The organism is Corallococcus sp. Z5C101001, assembly GCF_007352635.1.
Taxonomy (GTDB): domain Bacteria; phylum Myxococcota; class Myxococcia; order Myxococcales; family Myxococcaceae; genus Corallococcus; species Corallococcus silvisoli.
The window spans coordinates 146,944-165,125 of sequence record NZ_VKLU01000012.1 but is presented as its reverse complement, the minus strand read 5'-3'; the positions used below and the strand labels follow the sequence as shown (position 1 = coordinate 165,125).

Genomic DNA, 18,182 nt, shown 5'->3' with positions numbered 1-18,182 from the left:
CGTTCGCCTGTCAGGCGTTGCCGGACGCGCGGAGGATTCGCTCGGGCCAGGTTGGGATGCCCCCCCGGGCATGGACACGCCGGGCACTCCGCCTGCGTTCCTCGCTGCGCTCGTAGCTTCGGCGCGCCAGCCACTCCATCGCGCCAATCTTCAACGCGAGCGCTGCCGTCGCGAACAGCGGATCTCCGAGCGCCGTCCAACCCCAGGGGCCCTGGGCCCCCGCGATGATCCGCTCATCCCCCCGGCCACGGGTGGGGCGCAGTTCGACGGTGTCGACGATGACGCCCTCCTCCTCCTCGCCCAGGGCGCGGAGCCGGTTCCCCAGGGCGGACACGATGGCGGACCGACCCAGGAAGCGATCCGTCCTCACCAGGAGGCCCATCGGCGAAGGCAGGGGGCTGGTCCAGGGACCGCATTGGTTGGCGAGCACCACCGGGATGCCGAAGTGCCTGGCGTAGCGCACCGGCAGCACCTCCACCTGCCGGCGCGAAGCCTCGATGAGCTCCGCGGGGAAGGTCCAGGGATTCGCGCGCGGCACGCCATAGCAGTGCGGCATGAGGTGAAGCTGTGACTGGTGGCGCTCGATATACGAGGCCATGTCCCCGAAGTGATTGTCCGCGCAGATCCCCACACTGAGGCGGCCCAGGTCGCAGTCGATCACACAGGGATCGTCAACGCTGCCCCGGAACCAATAGGCCTCATATGAGGGCGCGCGCCGCTTGCGCACCCTGTGGATCCGCCCCGAGGGAGAGGCGAGGACGAAGGCGTTGTAGAAGTCGTCCCCGTCCGCTTCCAGGATGGAGGCCCCCAGATGGACGTGCCACCGGGCGGCTTCCTCTTTCAGAAAGCAGACGGTCGGTCCGTCCAGGGACTCCGCCGCGTCCCAGATGGCGGGGCTCTGCAGGTAGCCGGAGGAATAGAACTCCGGAAGGAGCAGCAGCTGGGCTCCCTGCTCCACGGCGCGCCGGATGAAGGGACTGGCGTGCTCGAGGTTGCGTTCGACCTGACCGTTTTCAGCGCGGAGCTGGAGCGCCGCGACCCGAAGCGGACTCATGCGGATCCACGGCCGACAGCATGTTCTTTCGACCGGAATCCCATGGCATGTCCCTCCGGCTGGCTGAACCCGCCTGGAGGCAATAACCGTTGGGCCTCGGTGCCGCACCCCTTCGGCCAGAGCGGGTGTCCCGACAATCGCGTGAGGAACACTCCCCCCCGGCCGAAGGTTCCCCCCCGCCCGGCAACTCCCGTCAATGCACCGCGGCCTTCCGGCGGCGGAAGCGGCGGACCTTCTCCACCAGCGTGTCCGTCAGCACACCCTTCACCGCGTTGCGGGTCTGGCGCGCCCAGTCCTCGGAGCGGGTGAACCACGTGCCCGCGAGCCCGGAGCCGTGCACGCGCAGCGACACCGTCTGGCGCTGCCGCGTCACCCAGTCCGCCTTGTAGCTCTCCGTGCCCCGCAGGAAGTCGTACTCCGTCAGGCCCAGGTCGATGGCGTCCTTGAACGTCTCCCCCACCAGCACCAGGCCCACGCTGCGATTGCGCCAGGCAGGGTCGTAGCCGGACTGGAAGTACACGAAGGTCCGCCCATGCAGGATGCCGTACACGGACGCCACCGCCTGACCGCCCACCTTCATCGTGTACATCCGCAGCCGGCCCCGCTCCGCCAGCCATTGCGTCGCGTCCCGGTGGAACGCCTCCACCCCCGCGCCCTTGATGCCCTGCGACCCTCCATCCGAGGACCAGCGCAGCGCGTGCAACCGGAAGAAGTCCGTCATCGGCCCGGCCAGCGCGCCCGGCGCGTCCGTGCGCTCGATGCGATAGCCGTCCTGCTTCTCCAACCACTTGCGCCGCCGCAGGTAGTTGTCCCGCCGGCCCGTGCGCTTGAGGAACGCGTCGAACGGCTCGCCCGGCACCAGCGGCTCGTACGGGCACACGTAGCGCTCCGTCACGCGCACGTCGCCGAACACCTCGCGCGCCGCGCCCAGCGTCGTCGAACCCTCGCGCAGGTCCGTCAAATCCAACACATCCCACTCGTCCCGCAGGCCCTGGAGCACCTGGAAGAACGTCCGGGCCACCTCCGCCTCGCGGCCCTGGCGCGCCACCACGTCCAGGTAGTCGCTGCCCACGTGCGTCTCCCCCAGGAAGCCCAGGCGCCGCACGCGCACGCCGTTCACCCAGCGGTGCTCCAGCCCCAGCGGCAACAGGCCGGTGAGCGTGCCCAGCCGGTCTCTCGCCGTCAGCACCAGCGGCCGCACGCCGGGGGAGATGCGCCGGCACCAGGGATACAGCCACTCCCAGGCGTTGAACGGCCCGGCGGTGCTCGCGTCCAGGAGCGCGTTCCACTCCGCCCGCATCCCCGCCATCCGAGAAGCACTGCCCACCGCCGCCACATCCAGCCGCGGCGTCACCCTTGGCCCCGTCGTCAATTCTTCTTCGCGGATCACCGCGTCACCCTGATGCCTTTCCCGAAGCAATACCGCGCCCCCCCGGATGGCATCACCACCCGGGAGCCAGCCCCCACCCGCTCACCCCGTGCGCTTGCTCGGACGCCGCTCCGACTTCAGCGCGGCGCGCACCACGTCCGCCACCTCCGCCATCACCTCCGGCGACAGGTCCTGGTGGCAGGGAATCTCCAGGATCGTCCGCCGCAGCTGCGCGACCTCCGGGAACTCCGACGGGTCGCACGCGGGATGGAAGCGCTTCCAGAAGTCGATGGCGTCGATGCCGCGCTCGCGCAGCCTCGCCAGCAGCGCCTCCTTGTCCTGGACCACCATCGGGTAGAACAGGGGGCTCACGCCCGCGGGCAGCTGGTTGAAGAGCGGCGGAGACACGTCACGCAGCCGGCCCAGCAGGAGGAAGTAGTTGCGGCGGCGCGCCTCGACGATGGCCTCCAGGTCCTGCGCCAGCGCGATGCGCTTCGTCAGCGGGCTCATGCCCAGGTCCACGTGCCGCCGGTCGAAGTGCTGCGTGCCCGTGGCCACCCGTTCGATGCTCGCGGCCTTCACCGTGCCGTGCCCCACCGAACGCACCAGGCCGCGCAGGCCCCGGCCCACGGCCCCGCCGCGCAGCTCCAGGTTCTGGAGGAGCGCGGACACGGTGTGGCTGAACGTGGACGCCAGGGGCGGCGCCGGCGGCGCCGGCAGGCTGTACTGCCGGGGGCCATTGACGACCAGCGCGCCCCCATTGGGTACCGGGAGCGTCTTGTAGAGGCAGAAGATGCCCACGTCGCCCGTCGTGCCCAGCGGCGTCGCGCCGTCGGACGACAGCAGCGACAGCGCGCAGTCCTCGATCAGCGGCAGGCCGTGCTCGTCCGCCAGCTTGCGCATCGCGGCCGCCGGCCCCGGGAAGCCCGCGTAGTGGATGAGGTAGAGCGCCTTCGTCTTCGGCCCGATGCGCTTCGCCACGTCCGCCAGGTCCACGTCCCAGCGGGCGCCCACGCGGTAGAAGCGCGGCGTCGCGCCCGCGTCCACCACCGCCTCCACCTCCACGCCGTGGTGATAGGAGGGCATCAGCACCTCGCCCCCCTCCAGGCGCAGCATCTTCATCGTCAGCCAGACGGCGTTGCGCGCGAAGTAGAAGTAGCGCGCGTTGGGCGAGGAGAACGGCGGCAGCGAACCCGGGCGGGCATGGGCCAGCAACATCCCTGGCCACAGCGTGGGCAGGGACGGAACGAACAGCTTGTCGGACATCTTCACCGCTTCCATCGCGCCACCACCTCTTTCGCCGCGGGTACCCACCGGAACTTCGCCGCGCACAGGGCGCGTCCGAAGGCGGTGTCATTGAACACGTAGAGCCAGGTGTGCTTGCGGACGCGATCCGTCCAGTCGCGCTTCCACACCATGTCCGGCCCCAGGAAGTCGAACTCGGTGAGCCCCCGGTCCAGGCAGTCCCCCAGCACCTCCTCCATCAGGAGCTGCCCCGGACTGCATTCCTTGAGGTTCTCGTCGTAGCCGGGCTTGAGCAGGAAGTAGCGCCCGCCGTACTCCAGGCCGTACTGGAACGCGACCGCGCGCCCGTCCACGCGCAGGAAGTACAGCGCCAGCCGCCCGCGGTAGGCCGAGTCCCGCGCCAGCTCCGTGTAGAAGCCCCGCGTCTTCCCGTCCTGCGACATGGCCGTGCCGCGCTGGCCCTTCCAGCCGCTCTGCTCCAGCAGCAGCCCCTCCTCCAGCGTGCCCTCCAGGTCCAGGCCCCCATCGACGCGCTCGAAGGTGACCTTCCCCTTCTCCTCCAGCTTGCGCCGGCGCCTGCGGCAGTTGGCCTTGAACTTGGACGGCAGCGACGCGAAGAACGCGTCCTTCTTCGCGGGCAGCGGCACATAGGGCGACTGCAATGACTCCCACTCGCCCACCGGCAGCCCGCCCCGCCTCGCCGCGTCCAAGAGGCGAAAGCCCGCCCCGCCGTCCGGCACGTCCGTCAGCCGCAGCACGTCCCAGCCGCCCGTCTCGCGCAGGTGCGCGAGGAACGCGGCCGCCGCGGCCTCCGGCTCGCGCGCCACCACGTCGAAGCGGCAGGAGTGCGCGTTGGCCGCGGAGGTGAGCTGGCGCACGGGCACGCCGTACATGGACGTGCGCTCCTCCACCAGCGGCAGCCCGGCGGTGAGCGCCCCGTCCTCGCCGCGCAGGAGCAGCACGCGCATGCGCGCCCCCGCGGCGAAGTTGTCCAGCCACAGCCGCAGGAACTCGTGCCGGTAGAACAGCTCGTTGGAGGTGCCCTCCACGAGCAGGTTCCACTCGGCTTCCAAGGACATGAAGGCCGCCCGGTCGTTGATTTCCACGACGCGCGGCGGATCGGCACGGAGGTCTCTGGCTTCCATCATCGCGGGCCCCAAGGTGGTGACGGGTGGAGCGCGCTACAAGCCGCTGCGCGCCATCTTCAGGAGGCAGGCGGCGACCTTGCGGCTGTCGTGTCGGATCTTCGACCCCTCCTTGAGGAGGTCCGCCTGCACGGGGATCACCCCGGACGACAACAGCTCCCGCGCCTCCGCCGTCACCACGATGGACCCCTTGCGCGCATAGCGCTGGATGGAGTCATCCGCGGGCATCCGGCCGTTGACGAGGACCGCGTCCAGCACCGGCCCCACGTGGTCGATGACCGCCTGCACGTGGTCCAGGCAGTTCATGCCGTCCGTCTCACCCGGCTGGGTCATCAGGTTGGCCACCATGACCTTCAGCGCGCGCGTCTCCTTCAGCGCCTGGGCCACGCCGTCCACCAGCAGGTTGGGCAGCACGCTCGAGTACAGCGACCCCGGGCCAATGGCGATGAGGTCCGCCGAATAGATGGCCTCCAGCAGGCCGTCCACCGGGGGCGGCGAGCGCGGGCTCAGCGACACGCGGCGCACGCGGCCCTGGGCGCGGCAGATGTTGCGCTCGCCCACCACCTCCGTGTCGTCATGCATCTGCGCGACCAGTTGCACCGACGAGAGCGTGCTGGGCAACACCTGGCCCTGCGCCCCCAGGAGCTCCCCGGAAAGCCGCACCGCCTCCAGGAAGTCGCCCTTCAGCTCCGCGAGCGCGGCGATGAGCAGGTTGCCCACCGCGTGGCCAGCGAGGCCCCGCGCGCCGCCGAAGCGGTACTGGAACACGTCCTTCAGCGCGCTCTTGCCGCCCGCGAGCGCCACCAGACAGTTGCGGATGTCCCCCGGGGGCAGCGCGCCGTGCAGCCGTCGCAGGCGGCCGGAGCTTCCGCCGTCGTCGCTCATCGCCACGACCGCGGTGATGTCCACGCCGGGCTGGCCCGCGCGGGGCGTGGCGCGGCGGGCAAGGCCGCGCAACACCATGGGGAGGCCCGTGCCTCCGCCCATGGCGACGATGCGCGTCGGGCGGTCCATCGGGGCCTGCAGCAGCTCGTTGCGCTCCGCGTTCAGCCGCTTGTTGCGCGCCTCATCCTGACTCCACGACTCCGGGAACGGCGCATCCACGTCCATGCCCACCATGTTCCGACCCCCTCGCCCATCCCAATCCATTGCCCACCCTCGCCATCCCGGCCGCCCCCGACAACCAGAGACCGCGGATGGCTTCAGCGCGTGACGTTCGATGCGACTACCGGGCACCCCGCCCCAACAACACGTGCCGGACGGTGTGGAAGATAATGGCGACGTCCAGGAACAACGACCCGTTCTTCACGTAGTACAGGTCGAACTCCAGCTTATTGCGCGCGTCCTCCACCGACGCTCCGTAGGGGTAGCGGATCTGCGCCCAGCCCGTGATGCCCGGCTTCACCGCCTCGCGCACGCCGTAGAACGGGATCTGCTGCTTGAGCTGTTCGGTGAACACCGGCCGCTCCGGCCGGGGACCCACGAAGCTCATGTGGCCCAGCAGCACGTTGAAGACCTGCGGGATCTCGTCGATGCGCGTGCGGCGGATGAACTTGCCCACCCGGGTGACGCGGTCGTCGTTGGAGCGCGCCCACACCGCGCCGTTCTTCTCCGCGTCGGTGCGCATGCTGCGGAACTTCCACAGCGGGTACGCCCGGCCGCCCAGGCCCACGCGGTCCTGCCGGTAGAAGACGGGGCCCCGGGAGTCCAGCTTGATGGCCAGCGACACCAGCACCAGGAAGGGCGACGCCATCAGCAAGAGCAGCGACGCCACCGCCAGGTCGAACATCCGCTTGAAGGCCCGCCGCAGCGGCGACACCGTCATCTCATCCGCGAAGGCGAAGTCGCTGGCGCGCAGGAACTGCACCGGGATGCGGCGCAGCACGCGCTCGCAGAAGCCAGCCGCGTCGTACACCCGCCGCCCGTCCAGCCGGCAGCGCAGGAGCGAGTCCACCCAGTTGGCGCCGCGCATGTCGTCCGCGGCCTGCACCACGTAGGAGGCGTTGAACCGGGACGCCGTCGCGTCCAGCGACTCCTCCACCTTGCGCGGGTCCACCAGGGCCACCACGCGGAAGGACCCCTCGCCGCCATCTTCGATGGCGCTCGCCACCGCGCGGGCCTTGAGGCCATCCCCCACGATGAGCACCGCGTCGGGTTCGCCCACCAGGGCGCGGATGGACACGCGCACCACCAGCGTGCCGGCCAGGGCCCCCATCGCGCCGCCCAGCAGCGTCCCGGGGGGCAGCACCACCGGGAGGACCAGCGGCAAGAGCAGCATCACCACGCCCGCCACCATCGCGGTGACGCCCGCGGCCTTGAGGAAGCGGTAGCCGCGCGTGCGGTCCTCGGCCGCGATGCGCAGGTCGTAGAGGTCCAACAGGTACAGCGTGAACTGGAAGGTGACGACGAAGGCCAGCCCCAGCCCCACCAGCGTCGGCCACAGCGTGGCGAGCGGCGGGCGGGTGCCCAGGGGCGCGAAGAGGGCCGCGCACGCCGCGGCTCCCGCGACACAGGCCAAGGCGATCGCCGACGACTCAGCGAGAAAGAACGTCAACTTCTTGGCTGAAAAGTAGTGATGGAAAACGCGAAGCACGTGACTCCTCCAACCCCGACCCGCCGCCACTCCAGGCCCCCCGCCCTTCGCGCCTCATCGGCGCGAGGAGCGGGTTGGGCCACGAAACACCTTCACCGCTGCGTCACCGCGCTACTTCTTCACGTAGTTCTTCAGGTACGGGGTCGCGTTCACTTCCGCCCCGTTGAGCACGCAGCCCACCAGCGCCGCGCCCGCCAGCTGCTCCACCGCCTGGTTCACCACCTTGGAGGGGGTGACGTTGGCGCGGATGACCATCAGCACGCCGTCCATCTGGTGGCCCAGGATGGCCGCGTCCGCGAACGGCAGCGTGGGCGGCAGGTCCACGTACACCTCGTCGAAGCCCTCGCGCACCGCCTTGAGGAACTGCTTCATGCGGGCGCTGGCCAGCACCTGGGTGCTCTCCTCCGGCGTGGAGCCGGCGGGGATGACCGCCAGCTTCGTGGAGTTGAAGCGCCGCACCACGTCGCGCACGTCACACTCCCCGGCCAGCAGCTCCGCCAGGCCCTGCTTGTTGCGCATGCCCAGCGTGGGGGCCACCTGCCCCCGGCGCAGGTCCGCGTCCACCAGCAGGATGCGGCGCTCGGGGTTCGCCCGGGCGGCGGCCAGCGCCAGGTTCACGCTCGTCACCGTCTTGCCCTCGCCGGGCATCGCGGAGGTGAGCGCCACCACCTTCATCGGACGCTGCTCGCGCATCCGCTCCAGCCGGTAGTACAGCGTGCGGTATTGCTCCGCGGCCACGGAGGCAGGGGCCGTGAGCGTGACCACCCGCCGGTCCACCGCGTTCGAGGAAGCCCCGCTGTCATCCATGCGCGGCAGGAAGTTCCCGGCCCGCTCCATCGTCGAATCCATCTGGTTTTCTCCAATCCTTTCCATCTGGGGGCGGCAATTAATTCAGGGACGTGGGTGACGAGACGCTGTTCTTGCTGCCGTTCATTGGCATCAACACGCGCTTCTCCGTCTTGCCTTGCATGTTCGGGACCACCGCCAGGACGGGCAGCGTCAGGCGCTCGCGGACCTCGGAGCCGTCGCGCAGGCTGTCGTCGCGCATCTCCAGGACGGTGCCGGTGAGGACCCCCAGGGCCAGGGCCACCAGGGCGGCGATGAGCAGCCCGCTCATGCGGTCCGGGCGGGCCGGCGCGGAAGGCACCCCGGCGGGCGAGATGACGTTGAACAGGCTCTGGGCGCTCTTGGCCTCCAGCTCCTGGGCGATCTCCGCCTCCACCTTGCGGCTCACCACGCTCTGGTACTTGGTGCGGGCGATCTCGTAGTCGCGGTTCATCACGGACAGCTCCTGGGCCCAGCGGGGCGTGTTGTTCAACCGCGCCTGGTAGGCCTCCGCCTGCTTCTGCAGGTCCATGATGTCCTTCTGGATGTTGGCGACGAGCAGGGTCACGCGGGTGCGCTCGTTGCGCTCGGCGGTCATGCGGCCCTCCGCCTCCTTGCGCTGGCCGTTGATGTCTCCCAGCTCACGCTCCATGCGCTTCACTTCCGGGTGGTCCTCCGTCCACTGGGTCTTGGCCTGGGTCAGCGTGCGGGACAGCCCGCTCTCCGCCGTCTCCAGCCGGCCGGCCTCGCTGTCCGCCGCGTTGCGGGCGCGGGCCAGGTCGGAGCGGCGCGCCTCCGCGGTGCGCAGCTCCTCGGACTTGGTCTGCAGCTGGGCGCTGATGCGCTCCAGGCCGCGCATGTTCATCTCCATCTGCTCGGGCAGCTCGCCCAGGTGGTCCACCTTGAAGCGGGAGATCTTGCTCTCCCAGGAGGACACGGCCTTGCCCATGGAGATCATCTCGCCGTTGAAGAGGTCCGTGGCGCGAGCCGCCTGCGCCTGACGGATCTTCAGCGTCTCCTCGGAGAAGATGGCCGGCAGGCGGTTGGTCACCTGCGCCACCACCTGCGGGTCGCGCCCGGCGTAGGTGAGCTCGAAGGCCGTCTCACCCTCGACGCGCACGGTGATGTCCTTGCGCATCTGCTCCACCGCGGCCTCGACGCCCTTCTCGGAGACGAGCTCCGGGTAGAGGTTCATCTCCTCGATGGCCTTCTGCAGCACCGGCCGCGCCAGCAGCTCCTGGCGCACGGTGACCAGCCGCTGTTCGATGAGCTCGCTCACCGTGCGCTGGACCATCTCCTCCCCCGGGCGCTGCGGCTCCACGCGCACCACCACCGATGCCTCATAAATGCTCGGCCGGGTCACCACGATGGCCACGCCCAAGACGAAGATTGCCGCAGCGATCGCCCCCACCAGGGCCTTGCGACGCCACAGCGCCGCAAGCATCTGGTCCGCCGTCATCCCACGCTCCATGATCCGCTCCTCCATGCCTCGAACTCGAAAGTTGCCTACCAAGGTGTCATGACCAGACGGAGGGCGAACACGTTGCGTGTCAGGTCCCCCGCACCGACGACGTCCGCCGCGCCCACCTGCGCGATGCGGTCCACCGCCCCCTGCAGCGCGAGCTTCCGGCTGAGCCGGTACTCGACGCCTCCTCCCACCGCATAGCCCTGCGACACGTTCACGGTGTTCCGCCACTCCTTGTAGTTGTGTCCTGGCGCCGCCCCGTTGCGGAAGAAGCTGGCCGCGCCGAAGGCGGACAGCCGTTGGGTGAACCGGTGCGCGCCAATCAATGACGCGTAGTCCGCCCACACCGCTCCGGAGAAGCCGCTGGCCCCCACCAGGTCGTGCCCCGTCGCGAAGCCCAGGTCGGTGCGCTCACCCTCGCGCATCAGCTCCAGCGACACGCGGGGCAACCACCCACCGCGAGACGAAATCGAGGGCAGGTAGCGCACCGGCCCGGCCCGGACGGTCAGCGTGGTCGGGCGGCCCAGCCGGTAGCGCAGGGCCGCCGCCGCGCTGTGCGCCTGGCTGTAATCACCGTCGTACAGGAAGCCCTGGTAGCGGTACTCCGCGCCCAGGGACAGCCGGCGCGTGGTGCGGTACCACAGCTCCACCGAGGGGGTGTGCGCGTAGCCCGCGACCCGCCCCGGTTCGATGATGCGAGTCGCTTCGAACAGGTAGTTGCCGCGGACATCCATCCGCTCCGTCACGCGCCCCGTGAGCCCCACCCGCGTCTGCGCATAGAAGGTGGGGGACGTGGAGCGCGCCAGGCCGTCGCGCGGCAGCGACGTGGGGTCGGAGACGCGGAACACCCTCGCGCTGGCGTCCAGCCGCAGCCGGCGCGACAGCACGTCGCGGAAGCCCAATCCCAGGCGGTGATCGAAGGTCACCTTGCCGGAGCCGTGCCGGGCCAGGAGGTCCCCGGCGTAGTACGAGTCGAACGTCACCTGCTCGTTCTTCACGTCCAGGCCCAGCCGGGGGGACAGCTTCGTCATGAACTGCCCGTTGGTGCCATTGGCGCCCAGGCGCAGGTCATTGTCGAAGCGCTCCTCCGCCGTCAGGCGCAGTCGCGGCGCCAGGATGGTGGCTGCCTGCGCGGCCGGCGCGGCGATGAGACAGCCTGTAATCACTGCTCGCTTCCAGTTGCCCCTCACCGCCGCCCTCCCGTCCAAACCCACACGCCCACGCTCCCTGCCTCTGGATGTCTGTCTTTCTTTCGACCGCGCGTCCGGCCCCCGTCACGGGACGACGACGGTGTCACCCGGCCGCAGGATGACGCTCTCGCCCTTGGGGGAGACCAGGTCGCTGTAGCGCACCGGGAACTGCCCGCCGTTGCCGTCCGTGCGGATGACGACGATGCCGTCGGAGTTGGCGAAGTCGGTGAAGCCGCCCGCCAGCGCGATGGCCTGCAGCAGCGACACGCGGCCCCGCAGCGGGTAGGCGCCCGGGTGGGCCACTTCGCCCGTCACGAAGACGCGGGTGCTGTTGACCTCGCGGACGATGACCGTCACGCGCGGCTCCTGCACGAACGGCTGGAGGCCCGCCTTGAGCGCCTCGGCCAGCTCCGTGGGCGTCTTGCCCGCGGCCTGGATCTCCCCCACCATCGGAACGGAGATGTAGCCGTCCGGGCGCACCGGCACCGTGCGCGACAGCTCCTGATCCCGCCACACACTCACGTCGAGCACGTCCTCACGGCCAATGCGGTAAGGCTGATCCGCGTTGTCGACCTTCAGCGTTTGCTGGTGAGCACAACCCGACAGGAGGAGCATCCCCATCACCGTCCAGAACCCCGTGCGCCGCATTCCCATCTTCCGCTCTCCTTCGTTCACTGATGTCCGCGCGAGCCACCAATCACACGCCCCGAAGGGCCGGGCGGTGCGCTTCTGGCGGAGGCTCTTAGCAGCGCGTGTGCCAGCGGCCAGGCGGAGGGAAATCCCTTGGAATGCGGTGGGTTACGGCGTGCCACATCGTGCGCACATGGGAGCATCCGGGAAAAATTCCGGTCCCCCCCCGCTGTTCTCGGCTGTGCTTTCTGCCGTTCGGTTCCACGGGGTGGAAGAGGTTTGCCCAACGCGCCCCACGCCACTTCCACAGCGCAAAACGCTTCCTCTGGGGCCCGGGTAACAACACCCCGGCACGGGTCTTGAAGAGTGGATGTGCGTCGGACAGCGGTTGCGGTTCAGGGGTCCAATTCAGTCACCAAGGGGACAGCGGAATGGGCAAGGTGGCAGGGGCGGTGGGGGTGGTCTTCATGCTCGGGACCAGCGTGGTGGGCCTGATGGGGGCCTCGCTGGGCAACGGCGTCGAGGCGGGTGTCCTGGGCATGGTGGGCCTGGCCCTCTATGGAGGCAGCGCGCTCTTGAGCAGCAGGGCGGCGGTGCCCGCTGGCGTCGCGAAGCAGGCTTGAAGCCAGTCCTGAAGGACTGAGGGAGTCACGGGCCTTCGGGCCGGAGCGCGACGTGGGGAGCCCAGGCTTCCCTCCGCGTCCGGTCCGGGGGCCCATTTTTCTACGCGGGTGAACCCCGTCGCGTTCGAGCCTTCATGGCCAAACCGTGAGGGAACAATGCACCCACCGTGAAGCCGTCTCACGGCGGTTGAAAGAATCTCCTCCCCCGCACAGACGCCCGGCCCTCCCGTGCAGCTTGATTTCACGGCGAGGGCCGGCCTCACACGCCTCGGGGATGACGAATGATTCGCGGTACACCAGGTGAATCAAGCTCGACGAACAGCCTTCGCACGCATCCGCGCGTGCTTCGTGGACTCAGGACACTCGCTCGAATGGCGGGGATGCTCGCCGCCGTCGTCCTGCTGTCCGCATGCCCCGACGGGCGTGGCCCCGCGCAAGGCGGCCCCCGGCTCCCCGAGGGCGCGCTTCCCTCCACCACGGTGGGGCTCGACTACGAGGCTGTGTTCACGGCGTCGGGCGGCCTGCCTCCGCTTCGCTACACGCTGACGCCTCCTCCTGGCTTCTCCTTCTACTTGGGGGAAGGGAGGCTGACAGGTCAAAGCACCGAGGCTGGCGACTTCGCGCTCACCGTCAGCGTGACGGACGCGAATGGCGAAGAGGACACCCGCACCTATCCGCTGAAGGTCTGGCCCTTTCTCGAGGTCGTCAGGGCCACGCTCCCCCCTGCCATCGCAGGCGCCAGCTACGAGCAAGTCCTCGCCGCCGCGGGCGGGTGTCCTCCGCTGCGATGGTCCCTGACGGAGGGCTCGCTGCCGACCGGCGTCTCGCTCTCCGGCGATGGAGTGCTGACCGGCCTCCCGCAGGAGCAGGGCATCCATCCCCTCACCCTGCGAGTGCAGGACGCCAACGGCGCGACGTCCGAAGCGCGAATGGAGCTGGTGGTCCTCGGCCCGGACTCGCAATCCGATGGAGGGCCTGCGCCCTCGACCTTCCCGCTGTCGGTGGCCAACTGGAACATCGAGTGGTTTGGGGACACGCAGTATGGACCCAGTGACGAAACGCTTCAGCTGACCAATGCCCAGGCGGTCATCGCCGACGCGGGCGTGGACTTCTGGGGCCTGGCTGAAATCGTCGACACGGCGCACTTCAACGCGTTGAAGGCACGGCTGCCCGGCTACGACGGCTTCCTCGCGAACGACGCTTCTCGCGTGTCGTCCGGTTCGAGCCAATACTCCTCCTCCGACCAGAAGGTGGGGGTGCTCTTCAAGTCGGACGTGGTGCAGGTGCTGCGAGCGGATGTCGTCCTCACGAATTACCGCTACGAATTCGGCACGCGCCCGCCCCTGCGGGTGGACCTGCGCGTCAAGCGGGGCGACACCACCGTGGATGTGACGGCGTTCGTCATCCACATGAAGTCCGCCACCAGCCCGACGGATTACGCTCGCAGGGCAGTCGCCGCCAGGCAGCTCAAGGCCTATCTGGACCTCAACCTGCCCACGCAGCGGGCCCTGGTGGTGGGCGACTGGAATGATGACGTGGACATGTCCATCGTCACCGGCACCGACCCCAGCACCGGTAAGCCGTACGAAACGCCCTACCGCAACTTCGTCGACGACCCGGACAACTACATGTTCACCACCCAGGCCCTGTCTCAGGCTGGCGTGGGGAGCACGGCGAGCCGCAACACGTTCCTCGACCACCAGCTCGTCACCAATGAACTGTGGGCTGATTACGTGACCAACTCGACCACGGTGCTGCGCCCGAACATCTCCCAGTACCGTTACACCACGTCCGACCACTATCCCATCATCAGCCGTTTCAACCTGGGCCAGCATTTCGGGAGTGGGATTGGAGGCACGACAGCTCAGACGGATGACATTCCGGGAGCCCCCCCTCCTGCCCCTGATTCGCGGGGCGTCGAAGCCACGCCATGAGTCGCCGCTGCGTCGCCAGGAAGACCCGCTCTTGAGCACCCACCTCAGGGCTGGCGCGGCTCCGCTTCCGGAGCCGCGTCGGCCGGCGGCGCGGCGGAGGTGGGCAGGGGCGGCACCTCCTGCTCGGGCCGTGGCGGTTGTTGGGAGCCCTCTGCCTCCTGGCGGCGCAGGCGCAGCGCGCGGCTCCATAGGGCGATACCGGCCCAGACCCCCAGGAGCGCCACCGGCACGGCCACGGCGTGGGGCCAGTACAGCGCCACGCCCGCGAGCGCCAGAGGCACGACCCCCGCGCCGAAGACGACCTTGGACTCCGTGCGGCCCAGCTCGCGGTGGTTGGTGACGGCGGCGCCCACGGTGTTGCCCAGGCGCACGGCGCCCGCGGCCGCGCGGCTCATGCTGCCCCGCCGGCCAGGAGTACCCCGCCGCGCGCGAGGCAGCAGGGGCGCGGCCTTGAGGCGCCGTGCCCTTCCGTCGAGCACCACCTCGGTCGCGTGCTCCAGGTCCTCCAGGTACATGGCCTCCATCCGCTGGGCGAAGGGGCCATCCTCCACCGCGACGTCGATCTCGGAGTTGCCCAGCCAGCTCGCGGGGTTGAGGTTGGACGAGCCCACGCGTGCCCAGGTGCCATCCGCCACCGCCGTCTTGGCGTGGAGCATGGTGCCATTCCATTCATAGACACGGATGCCGGCCTCCAACAGGGGTCGGTAGCCGGCCTGCGTGAGGGGGCGCAGCGCGGGGATGTCACTGCTGCCGGGCACGAGCAGCCGCACATCCACGCCATCGCGTGACGCGGCCCGGAGCGCCTGGACATAGGCGGCGGTGCCCACGAAGTACGCGTCGGTGAGCCACAGCCGCTGGCGCGCGAGCGAGGCGATGAGCTGGTCCACGCGGAACAGGCCCGCGCTCCAGGGGACGCCGGCCACCACGCGCAGGGCCACCTCGCCCATGGGCAGCGAGGCGCGGGCGGAGAGGCAGGCCTCCTCGTCGAGCGGAGCGCCCACCGTGCTCCAGCCCTGGGCGAAGGCACGCACGAGGTCCGCCACCGCGGGGCCGCGGATCTCCAGGCCGGTGTCCCGCCACGGGGCCACGCCCCTGGCCGCGTCGCCCACCCACTTGTGGCTCACGCACAGGCCGGACACGAACCCCACCTCCCCGTCCACGGTGAGCGTCTTGCGGTGGTTGCGGCCCAGCCACGCCAGGGGCCGGTCGAACTGGAAGGGATTGAAGCAGCGCACCTCCACGCCCGCGTCGCGCAGCGTGCGCCAGAAGTGCCGGGACGCGGTGCCCTGACAGCCCAGCCAGTCGTAGAGCACGCGGACCTGCACGCCGTCCCGGGCGCGGGCCATCAGCGCGTCCGCGAAGGCGCGGCCCACGTCGTCGTCCTCGATGATGTAGTTCTCGAAGAGGATGGAGCGCTGGGCCTCGTGGATGGCGCGCAACCACGCGGGGGAGTTCTCGCGCGCGTCGCGCAGCAGGTTCACGGCGTTGCCCGGCATGAGCGGCGCGCCAGCGGCCCGGGAGAAGACCTGCTCCGCCAGCCCATGCTGCCTGCCGCGGATGCCCGAGGATTTCACGAGGGCCACGTTGTGTCTCCTCGGGCCAGCGAGGCGCCCACCCAGGTTCCAGGTGAGGTGCGCTCCATGAAGGCCCGTCGCAAGGGTCCGGGCCTGGAAGACGCCACCGCCCTCCCCCACGCAGCGGGGGCTCGCCCGGCAGGCTGTCGTCCCCGCGAAAGGGGGTCCGGGGACGGAGGGGTGCGCGGCGAGACGCTGGCTTCCATGCGCGACCTTTCCCCCGAGCGCGGTGCGCCGGGTCCCTCGGTGCGAGGCGATGCGGTTTCTCGTGGGCCACCGGTGCTGCGATCCGGTGGCTCTGCGCTTCCTATCCTTCCCACGTGCCTCGCCCCAAGGACGACTTCGGGGCGTTGGGGGATGCATGGTCAGGATTGCCAGGACAAACCCGACTCGTGATGCGCTGACTCAGCGAAGCGCATCACCCCACCCTCCACCCTGGAGCGGCGAACGCTCCCCCCTTGAGGCCCATGTCCTCCGCGATCATCACTCCCACCAACGCAGCCCGCCTGGAGCGCGTGCGCCAGCTGCGAACCTCCCGAAGCACCTCCGACAGCGGCCAGAAGCTCGCCTTCGACTCACGGGGGACCCGGTTGGTCTCGACGGCCCAGCGAGGCTCCCACGTGTGCTGGTGGGACCTGACGGACGCATCGGACGCGCCCGTCCACGGCGCGGAGCTCACCCTGACCCCCACCCTGGCCTTCATCCCCCTCACGAACCTCGTCGTGGGCGCGGGCCCGCCGGTCGCGTCCGCCGCCACGCCCTGGCGCCCCCGGCTCATGGGGCTGTCCGCGCGGGACGGCACGCTCCTGCGTGAGACCGCCATGCCCCATGTCGTTTCGAGCCTCGGGGCCTCCCGTGGGGGCCGCCTGCTGATGCTGTTTGAAGAGGGGGAGGCGCTCCTCTGGGATGCGGCGGACTGGCGGCCGGTCCGCGAGCTGCGGGGATGGCCGGAGAGCATCTCCGTGAATGCGTGCACCGTTTCACCCGATGGGCGTTTCGCGGCGGCGGTGGCCCGGTCCGATTTCGAGGATCGGGGACGGTTCTGGCTCTGGGACCTGGCGACGGACGCCCTCCCCTGGAGCCTGTCCCTGGACGCCCCCTTCCTCTGGAGCATCGCCTTCCATCCCACGGAGCCGCTGCTCGTCGTGGGCGGGAACACGAACGAAGTCGCCGTCGTGGACGCAGCCGAACGACGGGTCGTGCGGACGCTGTCCCAGTTCGACCGCTACGCCTGCAACCTCGATTTCAGTCCCGACGGCCGCCTCCTCGTCGCATCGGGCGACGGCCGTGGCTTCGTCGTCCACCGCTTCGACACTGGCGACGTGCTGTTCTTCCACGGCGACGACAACAACCCTCAAACGAGTGACGCCGTGTTCTCCCCCGACGGCCGGGGCATCGCATGGGGCCAGGGAGACGGCACCGTGGGGCTCTGGTGCGTGACTGACGAAGCACCTGCCCTGCGCTAGGGTGCGCGGCCATGGCGACTCGGCGGTACTGGTTGATCAAGAGCGAGCCCTCCGTCTACGCGTACGCGAAGCTGGAGGAGGACGGCAGCACGGCGTGGACGGGCGTGCGCAACTTCGAGGCCCGCAACAACCTCCGGGCCATGACGCCCGGGGACCTGTGCCTCTACTACCACTCCAACGAGGACAAGGCCGTCGTCGGCGTGGCGCGCGTGCTCTCGAAGCCCGGGCCCGACCCCACCGCGCCCGGCGAGGACTGGGCCTCCGTGGACATGGGCCCCGTCGTCGCCTTCACCACCCCGGTGACGCTCGCCACCATCAAGGCCACGCCCGCGCTCAAGGACTTCCCGCTGCTCACCCGCAGCCGCCTGAGCGTCACGCCCACGCCCACCGAGCACTTCGAGCTCGTCCTGAAGATGGGCAAGACGAAGCTGCCCAAGGCCCGAGCCCGCGCATGAGCGCCGCCCGCGAAGTCCGCGCCGACTTCGACCGTGCGTCCATCGTCGTGTACCAGGCCTACCCCGACGCCATCGCGGACGTCGCCGTGAAGCAGCAGCGGTTCGGCCCGCCCTTCTCCGTGGGCCGGATGACGTGGATCAAGCCCAGCTTCCTGTGGCTCATGCACCGCTCCAACTGGGGCCGCAAGAGCGGCCAGGAGCGCACCCTCGCCGTCCGCATCAAGCGCTCGGGCTGGGAGGAGGCGCTGGGCGGGGGAGTCCTCACCGGCTACGAGCCCCGCGCCCACGGCGCGCCGGACACCTGGCGCAAGGCCTTCGAAGCCGCGCCCGTCCACATCCAGTGGGATCCGGAGCGCACGCTGCGTGGCGCGGGCCTGCCCCACGACAGCATCCAGGTGGGGCTGAGCCGCGCCATCATCCAGCGCTTCGTGGAGGACTGGACCGTCTCCATCACCGACCTCACCCCCCTGGTCCAGAAGCTGCGCAAGCACCTGGACGACGGGCGCGCGGACCAGGCGACGCGCCACCTGCCGAAGGAGTCCGTCTACCCGGTGCCCCCGGAGCTCGCCCGCCGCCTGGGAATGTGACGGGGCCACCGGAGATCCCCTCGGCTC

The 18,182-nt window shown here is 70.0% G+C and carries 16 protein-coding genes; 5 read left to right on the top strand and 11 right to left on the bottom strand.

Going from position 1 to position 18,182, the window contains the following annotated elements; all coding sequences use genetic code 11:
• Positions 1-10: 10 nt before the first annotated feature.
• From FOF48_RS26205 to FOF48_RS26160, 10 genes are all read right to left on the bottom strand, one after another.
• The gene (locus tag FOF48_RS26205; protein WP_143905794.1) at positions 11-1,054 is read right to left on the bottom strand and encodes a carbon-nitrogen hydrolase family protein; all 1,044 of its coding nucleotides are present in this window, start codon (positions 1,052-1,054) and stop codon (positions 11-13) included.
• Positions 1,055-1,247: 193 nt separating this feature from the next.
• Complete coding sequence (locus FOF48_RS26200) at positions 1,248-2,444, bottom strand: GNAT family N-acetyltransferase (protein WP_143905792.1); 1,197 nt, start codon at positions 2,442-2,444, stop codon at positions 1,248-1,250.
• A gap of 81 nt (positions 2,445-2,525) precedes the next feature.
• Positions 2,526-3,704 (bottom strand): DegT/DnrJ/EryC1/StrS family aminotransferase, encoded by a 1,179-nt coding sequence (locus tag FOF48_RS26195; RefSeq protein ID WP_186002077.1) that lies wholly within the window; start codon positions 3,702-3,704, stop codon positions 2,526-2,528.
• Positions 3,692-4,813, bottom strand: a complete 1,122-nt coding sequence (locus FOF48_RS26190) for a GNAT family N-acetyltransferase (protein ID WP_143906053.1) — start codon at positions 4,811-4,813, stop codon at positions 3,692-3,694. Before FOF48_RS26190 ends, FOF48_RS26195 begins: the two co-directional genes overlap by 13 nt.
• A gap of 36 nt (positions 4,814-4,849) precedes the next feature.
• Positions 4,850-5,932, bottom strand: coding sequence for a gluconeogenesis factor YvcK family protein (yvcK, locus tag FOF48_RS26185; RefSeq protein ID WP_143905790.1), 1,083 nt, complete (start codon positions 5,930-5,932; stop codon positions 4,850-4,852).
• A 106-nt stretch (positions 5,933-6,038) separates the two neighbouring features.
• Positions 6,039-7,406: a polyisoprenyl-phosphate hexose-1-phosphate transferase ExoE gene (gene exoE / locus FOF48_RS26180; protein WP_143905788.1), complete on the bottom strand. Its 1,368-nt coding sequence runs from the start codon at positions 7,404-7,406 to the stop codon at positions 6,039-6,041.
• A gap of 111 nt (positions 7,407-7,517) precedes the next feature.
• Complete coding sequence (locus FOF48_RS26175; protein WP_143905786.1) at positions 7,518-8,255, bottom strand: CpsD/CapB family tyrosine-protein kinase; 738 nt, start codon at positions 8,253-8,255, stop codon at positions 7,518-7,520.
• A gap of 37 nt (positions 8,256-8,292) precedes the next feature.
• Positions 8,293-9,702, bottom strand: a complete 1,410-nt coding sequence (locus tag FOF48_RS26170; protein WP_143905784.1) for a Wzz/FepE/Etk N-terminal domain-containing protein — start codon at positions 9,700-9,702, stop codon at positions 8,293-8,295.
• A 35-nt stretch (positions 9,703-9,737) separates the two neighbouring features.
• A complete protein-coding gene (locus FOF48_RS26165; RefSeq protein WP_186002076.1) occupies positions 9,738-10,886 on the bottom strand; it encodes a hypothetical protein in 1,149 nt (382 codons plus the stop codon).
• Positions 10,887-10,970: 84 nt separating this feature from the next.
• Entirely contained in the window at positions 10,971-11,540 is a 570-nt protein-coding gene (locus FOF48_RS26160; protein WP_143905780.1) for a polysaccharide biosynthesis/export family protein, read from the bottom strand.
• Between the two features lie 407 nt (positions 11,541-11,947).
• On the opposite strand from FOF48_RS26160, the gene FOF48_RS26155 reads away from it, so the two are divergent.
• Positions 11,948-12,139 (top strand): hypothetical protein, encoded by a 192-nt coding sequence (locus tag FOF48_RS26155; protein WP_143905778.1) that lies wholly within the window; start codon positions 11,948-11,950, stop codon positions 12,137-12,139.
• 371 nt (positions 12,140-12,510) lie between these two features.
• The gene (locus FOF48_RS26150; RefSeq protein WP_186002075.1) at positions 12,511-14,073 is read left to right on the top strand and encodes a putative Ig domain-containing protein; all 1,563 of its coding nucleotides are present in this window, start codon (positions 12,511-12,513) and stop codon (positions 14,071-14,073) included.
• A 44-nt stretch (positions 14,074-14,117) separates the two neighbouring features.
• On the opposite strand, the gene FOF48_RS26145 is transcribed toward FOF48_RS26150, so the two are convergent.
• Complete coding sequence (locus tag FOF48_RS26145; protein ID WP_143905776.1) at positions 14,118-15,656, bottom strand: phosphatidylserine/phosphatidylglycerophosphate/cardiolipin synthase family protein; 1,539 nt, start codon at positions 15,654-15,656, stop codon at positions 14,118-14,120.
• Between the two features lie 458 nt (positions 15,657-16,114).
• Here FOF48_RS26145 and FOF48_RS26140 point away from each other — a divergent pair, with 458 nt between their 5' ends.
• From FOF48_RS26140 to FOF48_RS26130, 3 genes are read left to right on the top strand one after another with little or no spacing between them, the layout of a single operon-like run.
• Positions 16,115-17,113: a WD40 repeat domain-containing protein gene (locus FOF48_RS26140; RefSeq protein ID WP_143905774.1), complete on the top strand. Its 999-nt coding sequence runs from the start codon at positions 16,115-16,117 to the stop codon at positions 17,111-17,113.
• A gap of 11 nt (positions 17,114-17,124) precedes the next feature.
• Positions 17,125-17,568: an EVE domain-containing protein gene (locus FOF48_RS26135; RefSeq protein ID WP_143905772.1), complete on the top strand. Its 444-nt coding sequence runs from the start codon at positions 17,125-17,127 to the stop codon at positions 17,566-17,568.
• Entirely contained in the window at positions 17,565-18,155 is a 591-nt protein-coding gene (locus tag FOF48_RS26130) for a DUF4291 domain-containing protein (RefSeq protein ID WP_143905770.1), read from the top strand. The genes FOF48_RS26135 and FOF48_RS26130 overlap by 4 nt, the downstream gene beginning before the upstream one ends.
• Positions 18,156-18,182 lie beyond the last annotated feature (27 nt).